The sequence below is a fragment of the Bradyrhizobium sp. 154 genome, assembly GCF_023073875.1.
In the GTDB taxonomy this organism is placed as follows: Bacteria; Pseudomonadota; Alphaproteobacteria; order Rhizobiales; family Xanthobacteraceae; genus Bradyrhizobium.
On the sequence record NZ_JADPKG010000042.1, the window covers coordinates 47,826 to 60,150 of the forward strand.

The 12,325-nt window shown below is 63.7% G+C and carries 16 protein-coding genes and 1 tRNA gene; 13 read left to right on the top strand and 4 right to left on the bottom strand.

Translation table 11 applies throughout. The annotated features are described in order from the left end of the window. The first annotated feature begins 30 nt into the window (after positions 1–30). The 3 genes from IVA92_RS09325 (at position 31) to IVA92_RS09335 (ending at position 2,384) form a co-directional block, all read left to right on the top strand. On the top strand, positions 31–1,002 hold the full coding sequence (locus IVA92_RS09325) for a S1C family serine protease (protein WP_247279721.1): 972 nt from the start codon (positions 31–33) through the stop codon (positions 1,000–1,002). Between the two features lie 22 nt (positions 1,003–1,024). Further along, the gene (locus IVA92_RS09330; protein ID WP_247279722.1) at positions 1,025–2,095 is read left to right on the top strand and encodes a phospholipase; all 1,071 of its coding nucleotides are present in this window, start codon (positions 1,025–1,027) and stop codon (positions 2,093–2,095) included. Positions 2,096–2,177: 82 nt separating this feature from the next. Next, positions 2,178–2,384 carry a hypothetical protein gene (locus IVA92_RS09335; RefSeq protein ID WP_027573305.1) on the top strand — a complete coding sequence of 69 codons (207 nt, stop codon included), beginning with the start codon at positions 2,178–2,180 and terminating at the stop codon, positions 2,382–2,384. A gap of 78 nt (positions 2,385–2,462) precedes the next feature. Here the strand turns inward: IVA92_RS09335 and IVA92_RS09340 are convergent, their stop codons facing one another. Together IVA92_RS09340 and IVA92_RS09345 are read right to left on the bottom strand one after the other, a co-directional pair. Continuing rightward, entirely contained in the window at positions 2,463–3,122 is a 660-nt protein-coding gene (locus tag IVA92_RS09340) for a DsbA family protein (RefSeq protein WP_247279723.1), read from the bottom strand. A 98-nt stretch (positions 3,123–3,220) separates the two neighbouring features. After that, on the bottom strand, positions 3,221–3,697 hold the full coding sequence (locus IVA92_RS09345; RefSeq protein WP_247279724.1) for a PaaI family thioesterase: 477 nt from the start codon (positions 3,695–3,697) through the stop codon (positions 3,221–3,223). A 115-nt stretch (positions 3,698–3,812) separates the two neighbouring features. Here IVA92_RS09345 and IVA92_RS09350 point away from each other — a divergent pair, with 115 nt between their 5' ends. Next, positions 3,813–4,361 (top strand): TetR/AcrR family transcriptional regulator, encoded by a 549-nt coding sequence (locus tag IVA92_RS09350; protein ID WP_247279725.1) that lies wholly within the window; start codon positions 3,813–3,815, stop codon positions 4,359–4,361. 47 nt (positions 4,362–4,408) lie between these two features. Here IVA92_RS09350 and IVA92_RS09355 read toward each other — a convergent pair whose 3' ends face one another. Next, entirely contained in the window at positions 4,409–4,903 is a 495-nt protein-coding gene (locus IVA92_RS09355; protein WP_247279726.1) for a hypothetical protein, read from the bottom strand. A 196-nt stretch (positions 4,904–5,099) separates the two neighbouring features. Between IVA92_RS09355 and IVA92_RS09360 the strand changes: the two genes are divergently transcribed. Further along, on the top strand, positions 5,100–5,387 hold the full coding sequence (locus IVA92_RS09360; protein WP_247279727.1) for a PsiF family protein: 288 nt from the start codon (positions 5,100–5,102) through the stop codon (positions 5,385–5,387). A gap of 99 nt (positions 5,388–5,486) precedes the next feature. Continuing rightward, positions 5,487–6,572, top strand: coding sequence for an AbrB family transcriptional regulator (locus IVA92_RS09365; RefSeq protein ID WP_247279728.1), 1,086 nt, complete (start codon positions 5,487–5,489; stop codon positions 6,570–6,572). A 2-nt stretch (positions 6,573–6,574) separates the two neighbouring features. Here the strand turns inward: IVA92_RS09365 and IVA92_RS09370 are convergent, their stop codons facing one another. Continuing rightward, on the bottom strand, positions 6,575–7,114 hold the full coding sequence (locus IVA92_RS09370; protein WP_247279729.1) for a disulfide bond formation protein B: 540 nt from the start codon (positions 7,112–7,114) through the stop codon (positions 6,575–6,577). 158 nt (positions 7,115–7,272) lie between these two features. Here IVA92_RS09370 and IVA92_RS09375 point away from each other — a divergent pair. From IVA92_RS09375 to IVA92_RS09405, 7 genes are all read left to right on the top strand, one after another. Then, a tRNA-Leu gene (locus IVA92_RS09375) sits at positions 7,273–7,357 on the top strand. Between the two features lie 190 nt (positions 7,358–7,547). Continuing rightward, positions 7,548–7,847, top strand: coding sequence for a hypothetical protein (locus IVA92_RS09380; RefSeq protein ID WP_247279730.1), 300 nt, complete (start codon positions 7,548–7,550; stop codon positions 7,845–7,847). Between the two features lie 893 nt (positions 7,848–8,740). Further along, entirely contained in the window at positions 8,741–8,974 is a 234-nt protein-coding gene (locus tag IVA92_RS09385) for a hypothetical protein (protein WP_247279731.1), read from the top strand. A 174-nt stretch (positions 8,975–9,148) separates the two neighbouring features. After that, positions 9,149–9,424, top strand: coding sequence for a glycosyltransferase family 2 protein (locus IVA92_RS09390; RefSeq protein ID WP_247279732.1), 276 nt, complete (start codon positions 9,149–9,151; stop codon positions 9,422–9,424). Positions 9,425–9,571: 147 nt separating this feature from the next. Further along, on the top strand, positions 9,572–9,925 hold the full coding sequence (locus IVA92_RS09395; protein ID WP_247279733.1) for a hypothetical protein: 354 nt from the start codon (positions 9,572–9,574) through the stop codon (positions 9,923–9,925). 405 nt (positions 9,926–10,330) lie between these two features. Beyond that, positions 10,331–10,549 (top strand): hypothetical protein, encoded by a 219-nt coding sequence (locus tag IVA92_RS09400; RefSeq protein WP_247279734.1) that lies wholly within the window; start codon positions 10,331–10,333, stop codon positions 10,547–10,549. Between the two features lie 457 nt (positions 10,550–11,006). After that, the gene (locus IVA92_RS09405; protein ID WP_247279735.1) at positions 11,007–11,906 is read left to right on the top strand and encodes a prolyl oligopeptidase family serine peptidase; all 900 of its coding nucleotides are present in this window, start codon (positions 11,007–11,009) and stop codon (positions 11,904–11,906) included. The last annotated feature ends 419 nt before the right edge of the window (positions 11,907–12,325 follow it).

The following is a 12,325-nucleotide window of genomic DNA, read 5'->3' on the forward strand; positions in this document are numbered from 1 at the left end:
CGGAGCGATGCTCTCAGCCAGGAGAACTCCATGCCCGCACTGACCGAATGGAGAGTGCCACCGGCCAATCAGCCGCGTGCAAGCGATTATGGTTTCGATCTCGACCGCGCGCTCGCGTCCGTCGTCGGCCTGCACGCCATCACCCCGCCAGACGCCTTCAGCGCCGAGACGCTGGGCACCGAACGCGCCGGCAACGGCGTCGTGATCGACGACGGGCTGGTGCTCACAATCGGCTACCTCATCACCGAGGCGGAATCCGTATGGCTGCACCTGGCCGACGGACGCGTGGTCGAAGGCCATGCGCTCGGCTTCGATTCCGTCACCGGCTTCGGCCTCGTGCAGGCGCTCGGCCAGCTCGACGTCGAACCCTTGCCGCTCGGCACCTCGGCGGAATCGCGGATCGGCGATCGCGTCGTGGTCGGCGGCGCCGGCGGCCGCACGCGCTCGGTTGCGAGCCAGATCGTGGCCAAGCAGGAATTCGCCGGCTATTGGGAATATCTGCTGGATGAGGCCATCTTTACCTATCCCGCACATCCGAACTGGGGCGGCACCGCGCTTCTCAACGAACGCGGTGAGTTGATCGGCATCGGCTCGCTCCAGCTCGAGCGCGAACGCGACGGCAAGGGCGAGCACGTCAACATGATCGTGCCCATCGACCTCTTGAAGCCGATCCTCGACGACCTGCGCAAGTTCGGCCGCGTCAACAAGCCGGCGCGGCCCTGGCTCGGGCTCTACTCGACCGAGATCGACAACCGCGTGGTGGTGATCGGCATCTCCGCCAACGGCCCGGCCGCGCGCGCCGAGCTCAAGACTGGCGATGTCATCCTCGCCGTGAACGGCGAGAAGGTCACGAGCCAGACCGGCTTCTATCGGAAAATGTGGGCGCTCGGCGCCGCCGGCGTCGACGTGCCGCTCACCGTGCATCATGAAGGCGTCACCTTCGACGTCACGGTGACCTCGACCGACCGCTTCAAGCTCCTGAAGGCGCCGCAGCTGCACTGACGCAAGGCTTGAGGAAGCGGCAATGACCGAGGCCGTCGTGGACGACATCGTGGCCGTGCTGCCGCCGCTGCTCAATGCGCTGGAGGCGCTCGGCTTCTTCCAGCGGCATCTGCACCCGCCAGCCTTCGCCTCGGTGATGAACGCGATCGGCTCGCCGGACGAGGCGCTGCAAGCGGCGCGGGCAGCGATCGGCGACTGGCCGGAGCAGTTCGCCGGGCTGCGCGAGCGGCTCGATCGCGCTTGCAACGAGACGCTCGCCGCCTTTGCCGGGATCCGCGAGGTCGAGCGCGGCAATGGCGACCTCGTCGCCGTGTTCCGCGCGCTGCGCCACCTGCCGCGCGCGCAAGAGGCGCTCTATCCGCTGGCGGTGCAGTTTCCTCCCGTGAGCAGCTTCTTTCTCAACGCTGCCAATCGCGGAAATGCCGAGCTGTTGTCCCGGCTCGAAGGTGGCGCTAGCGAAAATACCGGCATCTTCCATGATCACAACGAGCCGGGCAGCCGCGGCGGCTTCTCGGTCTATGTGCCCGAATATTACACGCCCGATCGGACCATGCCGCTGGTGATGGCGCTGCATGGCGGCAGCGGCAACGGGCGCGGTTTCCTGTGGAGCTGGTTGCGCGATGCGCGCAGCCTCGGCGCAATCCTGGTAGCGCCGACCGCAATCGGCCCGACCTGGGCGCTAATGGGCGATGACGCCGATACGCCGAATCTCATGCGCATCCTCGAGACCGTGCGCAGCCGCTGGAGCATAGATGCCTCGCGCATGCTGCTGACCGGCATGAGCGACGGCGGCACCTTCTGCTACGTCACCGGGCTCGACGGTGCTTCGCCCTTCACCCATCTTGCGCCGGTGTCGGCGACCTTCCATCCGCTGATGGCGGAGGTGGCGAACGCCAAGCGCCTCCAGCGCCTGCCGGTCTTCATCACCCACGGCAAGCTCGACTGGATGTTTCCGGTGCAGACCGCACGGCAGACGCAGGCGACGCTCTCTACCGCCGGCGCCGACGTGACCTATCGGGAGATCGACGACCTCAGTCACACCTATCCGCGCGAGATCAACGCGGAGCTGCTGGATTGGCTGAATAGGAGATGAACGATCCGTCCTTACCCGCGCCGCACCGCCGCGGGAACAATCGCTCCGCACCGACGTTATCGCTCGTCACCGGAGGTTCGCCATGCAGACTTTTTTCGGAATGATCCTCGGCGCGCTGCTGCTTGCGGGCGGGGTCTACGTCTATGATTCCATGCAGACGTCGTCGGTCGCCAATGGCGAGGTCGCGATCACCAATCGCACCATCGTGAACTGGGATGTCGCCAAGGCCGATTGGGACGCGCTGCGGGACCGCGCGCACAAGGACTGGGTCCGGATCTCGTCGAAGTAGCGACGCGGTATCATGAACAAGGCGCCGTCGCGAACTCCGCGGCGGCGCCTTTGTGTTAGGTGATGACTATCGCCTGGCTCAGTTCATCTTGGCCTTGCGTGCGTCGGCAATAACCTGCTCGAACTCGTTCATGCTCAGCACGCCGGGTACGCGGTATTTGCCGACGATGAAGGACGGCGTGCCTCGGAAGCCGAAGGCTTCGGCCTGCTCGTTGTTGCGCTTGAGGATGGCGTCGATGTCCTTGGCGTGGCCGGCGAGATCGCGCTTCAGCCGGTCCATGTCGACGCCTGCGCCAGCAAGAATCTCGTTGATGCGCGGCTCGGTCAGGCGCGAGCTGACGCCCATCATGGCGTCGTGGGCCTGATGGTATTTGTCCTGGAATTTCGCCGCCAGCGCGGTCCGCGCCGCCGTGACCGAGACCGGCCCGAGGATCGGCCAATCCTTCATCACCAGCCTCACCTTGCCGTCGTCCTGGACGACCTGGCGCAGCTCAGGCTCGAGCTTGCGGCAATAGGGACAATTGTAATCGGACCATTCGACGATGGTGATGTTGCCGTCGGGATTGCCGGCAACCGGCGTCTCGGGATCACGCAACACCTTGGATTCGGTCAGCACCTCGTCGCCATCGGCGGCGGCGCGGGCGAAAGTGATCCCACCAGCCGCCAAGACGCCTGCCCCGATCAACGTCAACGCCGCGCGCCGCGTCGTCACTAGGCCCTTATTGCCAGATCCAGCCATATCTCGTCCCGTTTCGGTCCCATCGCTGCAAATACGATTCGGGACCGAGAAGTGTTACCGCTCATATAGAGCGTCGCGGGCGCGATGTCATCGCCATGCTATGAGCGGATTGCGGCCGGCGCCGGCGAAGCCGCACCGCGCGGCAGCATCGCCATCAGCGTGCCGGTCATGGACGCGATCAGCGTCGCCTTGCCCTCATGCTCGGCAAAAGCCCTGGCTTCGCAGAAGGTCAGCGTGCGACCGGGTTTGACCACCGCGGCCTTGAAGACAAAGCGCGCGCCGCGAGCAGGTGCGAGCAGCGTGGTCTTGAACTCGACGGTGAGGATGTCCGCTTCACGCGGCATCAGGGTGAAGGCGGCGACTCCGCAGGCATTGTCGAGGCCTGCCGTAATGATACCGGCATGGACAAATCCGTTCTGCTGCGTGAAGGCAGCCGAATGCGGCATCGCCAGCTCCACCTCGCCCGGGGCGAGATGGATGATCGAAATACCGAGCGTGTGCATTGCCGGCTGGGCCGCGAACATCGCCGTGGCCGCAGCGCGGTAATCCGGGTTTTTTGGCTCGAATGCCATCATCGTTCACGCCTTCCGCCCTATTCTTTTTCTACCGCCTTTGTTGATACGGTAGCGTATCAGAGCTGCGTCGCGCTAGCAATACGGCACCGTATCAAGAACCGGCGAGGCTTCCTTCATGAGCGACGGCAAGGGCGATGTCTGGGTCGAGGCAGGGTTTACCGAACTCGCCCGCTCGGGCGTCGAGGGCGTGCGGGTGGAGGTGCTCGCCAAGAACCTCGGCGTCACCAAGGGCGGCTTCTACCGCCGCTTCGCCGACCGGCCCGCACTGCTCAAAGCAATTCTGGAACGCTGGCGCGAGGGACGCGCTGCGGCGATCGCGCAGCAGACGAGTCTCGACGGACAAGAGCCCCGCGAGCGGCTGAAAGCGTTGATCCAGCTCTATTCCGAGCGGGTCAATCCGGAGGGCATGGCGATCGAGCTCGCGATCCGGCAATGGGCCCGTTCGGATGAGGGCGCGGCGGCGGCGGTGGCGAGCGTGGATGCCGCGCGGCTCAAGCACGTCGCAGAGCTCTATCGCGCGACCGGCCTTGCCGCCGAGGAGGCCGAGGCGCAGGCCTTCCTGTTCTACTGCTTCATCTTCGGGCAAAGCCTCTTGTTCGTCGAGCGCGGGCCGCGCAAGCGGTCGCAGCTTGTGGCCAAATCGGCCGAGAAGCTGCTCGACTAAGCGAAATGGCCGGAGCTTTGCCCCGGCCATCGCATTGCTTTCGAAGCTCAGGCGGCTGCGCCCTTCAGCTTCTTGGTGCATTCGCTGTAATAGCCGCCGCCCTTCTGGATCCATTTCAAGCCGCCATTGCCGTTGGTGGCCTTGTTGGCATTGTACTGGTCGACGCAGGTGTGGAGCCGCGCCTTGCCGGGCGTCTCCTTGGCGTATTTCGGATCGACCGCGTTCGGATAGATCGCAGGTCCAGCCGGCAGCGTCGGCGCAGCGGCGGGCGCGGCTTCCTTCTTCGCCTGCTTCGGTTCGGCAGGAGCGGCGGGCGCAGCCGGAGCAGCCGCGGTGGGCGCAGCGGCGGGGGTTGCGTCTGCACCGCATTGGGCCTTGCGGAAGTCATTCCACTTCATGGTGCCGAGCGAGCCGTCCTTCTTGGCCGCCTGATATTTTGCGCTGCACTCCTGCGCGGTCAGTGCCTGCGCCGGCGCGCTCGCCACCAATGCCGCGACACACGCCGCTGCAATCGCACACAACAATTTTGCCTGAATGGTCATCCCTGGGTCTCCTCCTTGGTCTTCCCGACGAAAGTGAAACGAGGATTGCTATCCTAGCGTGTCGGTGGCTTGCGACAAGGATGCGATGGGTTGCGCCGGCAAAATTTAGTGGTGCCGCCGTTCGACTCATTCATGTCGCGTTCAGCAACGCGGGCCGACGTTCCCAGCCCCTCGCAATTCAAGAAGAGTGCAACACATGACCGTCACCTCCCGCCTTGCCGCCCTCGCTCTCGTCTCCTTGCTCGCCACCGGCACTGCCTTCGCCCAGACCGCCGCGCCGGCCGCCAAGACCGATACAAAGACCGACACTGCTGCAACCGCCGACAAGAAGGCGCCGAAGGAGCGCTCGGCCGAATCGCTTGAATGCTCCAAGCAGGCGGACGCCAAGGGACTGAAGGGCAAGGAGCGCAAGAAATTTCGCCGCGAATGCATGAAGGAAGCGAAGGCCGGCACTGCCGCCCCCGCCACCGCCGACAAGAAGTAAGCCCATCACGATCCTCCGCCAGCATCAGTGAGAGACATGCGCATTGCGGCATGACGAGCCTGCAATTGTGCGCCTCTCGCTGATTTGCGATAAGGTGGCGTGAAGCAAATCGTCGCCTCCCTGCCGTTCGAATGGCCGAGCCGTGCCAACGTCTTGAGCACGATAGAGACGCTTGTCGTCGGCACCGCCGGCGGCCTCGTATTTCTCGTCGCCGGCCTTCCCGGCGGGCTGATCTCGGGCTCGATGATCGCGGTCGGGATCGCGGCAATTGCCGGTCGTCAGCTGATGCTGCCGCCCATCCTGACCCAGACCGTGCTGGTGCTGCTCGGCATCTCGCTGGGCTCGGTGGTCTCGCGCCATCTGATCCAGCAGGTCAGCGCCTATCCCGTCACCATCGGCCTGCTTGCGCTCGCGACGTTCTGCTCGACCTTCGGCTCGAGCTATTACCTCCAGCGCGTCCATGGCTGGGACCGCACCTCGGCTTTCCTCGCCGGCAGCCCCGGCGCGCTGTCGCAGATCACGATCCTGGCGGTCGAGCGCGGCGCCGACCTGCCGGGCATCGCGGTGGTGCAGACCATGCGGGTCATCATCCTCACCGCGGCGCTGCCGATGGTGCTGGCGATCGCGGGCGTGGCGCCCTCGGCCGCACCGTCGCTGACGGCGACGATCGCCTCGCCGCTCGACCTGGTGGCGCTGGCCGCAGCCTCGCTGGCGCTGGCTCTGTTTCTGCGGCTGATCAAATTTCCGGCGAGCTGGATGTTCGGCGCGATGATCGCCTCCGGCGTGTTGCATGGCGCCGGCTGGGTCGAGGGCGGCCTGCCGGACTGGGTGCGCGGCGTGGCGCTGGTCGGCATCGGCGCCCTGATCGGCAGCCGCTTTGCGCGGATGCGGATCAAGACTTTGGCCGGCCATATCAACGCCGCGCTGGGCTCGTTCGCGGTCGCAATTGCCGTTTCCGCCATCTTCGTCGGCATCGTCGCGCTCACCACGCAGGTGAAATTCTCCGATGTCGTCGTTGCTTTCGCTCCGGGCGCGATGGACGCGATGCTGGCGCTGGCCCTGACACTGCACATCGACCCGATCTTCGTCGGCGCCCATCACCTGTCGCGCTTCGTCTTCGTGACGATCGCGACACCCGGCATCGTGCACTTGTTCGGGCGCACGCAGGATGACGTGGATGATTGAGCTCAGCGCTTCGCCGTCCGCACAAATCCCCATGCGGCGATCGCGGCCATCAGCAGCGAGATCAGCACGTTGTAGCCGGCGAGCGAGAGGCCGAGGAAGCGCCACTGCACCTCGTCGCAGCGCACCACCTTCACGGTGTCGAGCCGCGAGAAAAGGTCGCCGGCGTTACCGAGATTGACGACGGGACCGGAGCAATCGGTCGGCCCCTTCCAAAATCCCCATTCGACGCCGGAGTGATAGGCGCCGAGACCGGCATTGGCGAGCGTCGCCAGCACCAGAATCGCTAGCGCAACGAGCAGCAGCGGCCGCGGCGCGCCGCTTCTGGCCCCGAGCGCCGTGAGGGCACCGAGCGGGATCGCGAGGTAATAAGCGTAGCGCTGCTCCAGGCAGAGCGGACAGGGCAGGATCTCCAGCACGAGCTGGAAGAACCAGGCGCCCGCGATCGTGGCCGCGGCGATCAATGTGACGAGCAGCGAGGCGGTCAGCGCGGGACCGGCGCTGGCCGACTTGAACGCTGGTATTGCGGCACTCTGGATCGTCACGGCAGCCTCTCTCCGATGGGTCGCGCTCCAAGCCTCTAACTCCGGCTTATGTGGCTGTCGAGAACGGCGGGGATCACTTTGGCGCGGGTTGACCCCGTCCTGTCCATGGCTATAGTCCGCCGGCTTCGCGACGCCCTCATCCGAGCGGCCGACCGAGGGCCCCTGTGGCGGAACTGGTAGACGCGCTCGACTCAAAATCGAGTTCCGCAAGGAGTGCTGGTTCGATTCCGGCCAGGGGCACCAGCCTTCGCTGCTTCGCACCTACGGCTAGGCGAGCGAGGCGCCGGTCTATCCACGCGAAGCAGCGAAGGCTGTCCCGCCGAAGCCTTGGCGAAGGCGGATTGGCGCAACGAACCTCCGCTTCCCCCGCTAGCCATCGTCCCCTCCCCACTGTATAAGCCGGTAGCTTCTTCTGTAACTCGAAGGAGCTCACATGAACGATCTGCACGCGTGGCTTTCCCAGCAGCACCACGGTTTGCGGACCTTCCAAATCTTCCAGCAGAAGCTCGAGACACTCGGCCGGGACGATCCCGCCCAGCGCGGCCTGTGTCGTCTGCTCAGCGGTGTCGTCGGCAGCTATGTCGAGGCCTTCGAGGCCCCGCTGCCGGTCGAAATTGCCGACACCGCTTATCGTCGCCTGCTGACGCTGGTCGGCAGCCTCGATCTCCACGGAGATGGCGCAAGGCGGCTCGCCGACATCAACCGCGTCGCGGCCTGCGAATTGTGGCGGTGATCGGCAGGCGAACCGTGCACGCTTCAATTGTCAAGCAGCGCAAGACGCGCCTGTACAGCCTCGCGACGCATAACGCCCGAGTCTTGAGCTTCTCTTGACGCCCCGTCCTTGGAAAGGGCGCAGGGAAGACCGAGTGCCAGCTGGCACCCGCGGTCCGCTGTGCGCAATTGCGCGAAGACAAATGCACAGCGGCATACAGGGCAGCCTGGACATCCCGGCCTTCCCTGCGCAGTGGTTTAACGGCTTATGGCGCGCTCTCCCCGGGGAGCGATGCACTATTGCCCCCGTCGCCTTGCGAGATAGCTGATGCGCTCGCCCGGTCGGGCCGCAACATCACCGCAAGCCTTGACGCACAGACCCCGGGCGCCAGGACCACACGCTTTTGCCGTACGCGGACTGCACCTGTCGTGCGCGCGCTGCTCAACCGCTCACGGGCCAAACCCGCCCTGCGATTGCCTGCGCGCCGATGCGCTCCACGCCCACCGCCACCCGGCCCGCGTATCGTGACGATCGCGAAACGCCCCTTATCCATGGGCCGGGACGGCAGATCACATACGGCATTTCCGAATTTCTGTTAATCGGAATCTCAGCGACCGAGCTCCCGGTTTCACCGCACCCGAGCGCGGCGGCGATCGCATGTCCTTCGCGGCGGCCGCAACGCGCGCCTTGTCTTCCGTGACGATGCTTCTAATGGTGTACTCGGGATAAGGCACCTACGCCTTGAAGTCGCTGCCGCGCCCTCCGTCCTGGTCCTGAGCGCCCGCCCCGGGGCGGGCGGGTCGAAGCATGGGCGGCTGGAAAGCCACTCCTCAATCGCCCTGCATGGCGTTCGACTTCGCTCCGCCACTACCTATATCGTGCGGCAACGGTTGCTGAAGCAGTGAGCAGCTTCGATGGCAAAGAGACGCATGACGGAAGCGGACACCGACGACCTTCCCCGCTACTTCGTCTGGGTCCGAGGCCTGGAAGGCCCCGAGCCGCAGAAATGGATGACGATGGAGTTCGGCGTCGGCGAATGGAAGCGGCCGCTCGTTCTGGCTTATCTGGAACTGCCGGAAGACGGGCGGCATCTATCCTTGTCGGTGCTGGCCCGGCGCTATCCGCCGCCGCGGGCTGATCTTTCGTAGCCGGGCTACGGTGTGTCCTCGTCGGCTCCGCAAGGCAAAGCGAAAGCCACCCCCGCTTGAGCGTGATCGGCGGCGTATAACCCGAAGCGGCCGGCCAGGAACCCATTCCATCGTATTTTCTTGAACAGACATATCTCGACGCTCTTTGTGACAGTCGGTGGAATCCGACGAGAAATGAGCTCCGTAGACGTCGTTGTTCCCTGCTTCCGGTACGAGCACTTCCTGCGAGAGTGCGTCCAGAGCGTTTTGGCGCAATCGGGCCCCCGCTTGCGCCTGCTGATTATAGATGATGCGTCGCCAGACGATACAGCGGAAGTTGCCGCGGAGTTAGTACGCTCCGACGCTCGCGTCGACTACCGCAGGCACGTCTCGAATCGAGTGCTCATTGCTACTGCCAATGAAGGCATCGCCTGGCAAGAGCCGACTACATGCTTCTGCTGTCTGCGATGATTACTTGTTGCCCGGCGCCCTTTCGAGAGCGGTCGATCTAATGGACGAGCATCCTTCTGTCGCGTTCACCTTCGGAGGCGCGATTGTTCTTGATCGGTGGGGGAAGCGTACTCGCCACAGACCAGGCGTGGATCGACAACCCGCGTTTTGTCCGGATTTGATTTCATTGCACTTAGCGGCGCGAAAAACATTGTGCTGTCACCAACTGTAGTGGTCCGCACCAGCCTGCAGAAGAGATTGGGGGGCTATTTGGCCGACTTACCCTATGCCTCTGATATGGAAATGTGGTTACGGCTCGCCGCACACGGCGTCGTCGGGGTCATTGCCGCGGACCAAGCCGTCTATCGTGCGCACGCGGGCAATATGTCAAGTGAGCCTTCGCGGGAGCAAGATCTGCTGCAACGCAAGGCCGCGATTGAACATTTCCTGAATAGTAGCGCCGCCAGGCTCACAAACGCTGATCATCTTCGCGACCGGTTGGCACCACCTATTGGCGCTTGATGCCGTCGGCTGCGCTAGCGCTGCCTTCAACGAAGGAGCGATGAAAAGCTCAGCAGGCCTTTCAAAACTTGCAGTGAGTTTTGATCCGAGCGTTCAACGAACGCGTCGTTGGTGGTTGCTCGCCTGCAAGCGGGTTCTCGGGTTGCGAGGATGGCAGCTGAGAGGCTGCCAAAGCGACTGGAGGCGTTACCCCCTTCTGGCCCATTAAACATGTGGCGCGCCATCTGAGGAAGGTCCGCTCGTCGGGACATAGCGGGCTAGATTTGCTCATCTGAGTTCCCCGCCACCGAAAGGCGGCGCTTCGCCATTGAGAGAGCGGACGAGGGGTGCGCTTTATCTTGGAACGAAATTTAATTGATTTAATTGGGTTAATGTGATTTAATTCCGCTATTGGGAGACAACGCCATGCCAGACCAGGACGATGACCGACGCGAATTCCTAAAGACGTGCGGAAAGTTCGCCGCCGTGACGCCTCCGGCCATGACGCTCCTGCTGTCGACGTCCCTCACGTCGGATGCCATTGCAAGGTCTGGCGCCGGACCGGCCGGCCCTCGTGGCAACAATGGCTATGGCAACGACGGCGGTGACGGCACCCCCAACGGCAAGGACGATAGCAATCGTTGAGCCGGCGCACAGTCGCCGGAAGGAGACACAATGCAGTCCAGGCGCCGCGACGTTGACTGGCACTTCGCCTCTTTCATCGTTTCGCTAATCTGGCTTGCGATCGTTGCTGCCGGGCTTCTCGCTGTGCTTTTCCGAGGGCACTCCTGAATTCCGGACCTCCGCAGCCTGAACGATCTTGCAGCGGCGAGTTTAGCTGTTGTGTGCGGTTCGATACTTTCCTCATGCCGCGCTGAGGCGGCGGAGGAGTCGCCGTGTAAAACGCTGATCCTGGTTGTCGGGTCGAACCCGCCCTCCAAGAAGTAGTGAATGAAGCGCTTACCGGTGCTGGAATCGCCGCTGCAATCATCTGACTGGCCCACTTGAAACATGCCGACGCACGGTAACGATGTCTGTTTGTAGGGGTAGTGCGGAAGGCGGCGGCGCCCAGCCAAACCGACGCGAATGACCCAATGCGGACATGCGCGCCGCGAACGAACGATACGAGCGCTCAATGGCCGCTGTTTTGTCGTTCTCATCTGCACATGCTGAGATGGTCAAGATACCTTGGCATACCTCAGCGCAATCCTCTCCTTGGATTCCCGGCAACGACTACATCGACGGCTGGTCGAAGAACTTTATGGACGGCACCGTCGAGGAGAAGCGCAAGGTGAGGGCGGAGGGCGAACTGCAGGCCGACATGATGCGGCCGCAAGGCGCGAAGGGTCTGATCCCGTTCGTGATCATGCTGCACGGCTGCGACGGCTTCGGCCGGGTCGAGAAGAAACGGGGACGCGACTACGGCGGTAGATTGGTCGGGGCGGGCTACGGTGTTCTGCTGCTTGACAGCTTCGGCAGCCGGGACTTGGGACCTGACGGCGTCTGCTCGGATCCCAGCCAGCTGACTTGGGCGCGGCGCCGAGCCGACGATGCGTATGCGGCTCTGGACTGGCTCATCGAGCAAAAGATCGCCGATCCCAAACAGGTTTACGTCCTCGGCCGGAGCAACGGTGCGACCACGTCTTTGATTATCATGAACCGCGCGATCGGCGACCTCCACGAGCACATGTTCGCGGGCGGCTTCGCAATGCAGCCGTCCTGTTATTTGATGAAGAGCGTCGACTTCTACGCTCCAGTTCACCTCTTCCTGGCAGAGAAGGACGAGGCCACCAGTCCCGTCCTCTGCGGCCAGATGGCCGAGAGCAAGCGTTCGATCCCCGTGAAGTCGGTGCTGTGGAACGGGGCGAACCACAGCTTCGAAGACCACGAGCCGATCCACGTATTCCATGGCTACCATGTCGGATACAATGCCGCAGCTGCGGAAGGTACCATTAAGGCCATCATTATTGCGTTGAACGAGGCCAAGAAGGCGCAGAACTGATCACATAGAGCTGCACAGCCTGATTGGATTGAGATAAGGGCCGATGCAGGGATGTCCGACGGAAACGACTTCCGCGCGTGGCCCTAGGCTGCCTAACTCGAAATCCGCCCGGGAGTCGGCTGTCTGGTGTAGACCGGAAGCCGCTCGGAGGCGGCGTTCACCGCCGACTTTGACCCGTAGCGGCCCCGAAGAACAGTACCTGATTGTCCTCCACGCCACGGCATCACTCCCCCTGGGACCACCGCGAAATTCATCGCCGACAAGCACCCCACCAAGGTCGCAGCATTTGCCTCATTCGTCATTTGACTTGCGCGATGTAGGGGGCTCATCTTGAAGTTGCCTCTGATGTTCTCAAGCGCGTGGGGATCGGCCTAACACCTGACGGAACGGATAATGGCTGATTGCCGGTGTCTGCCGGG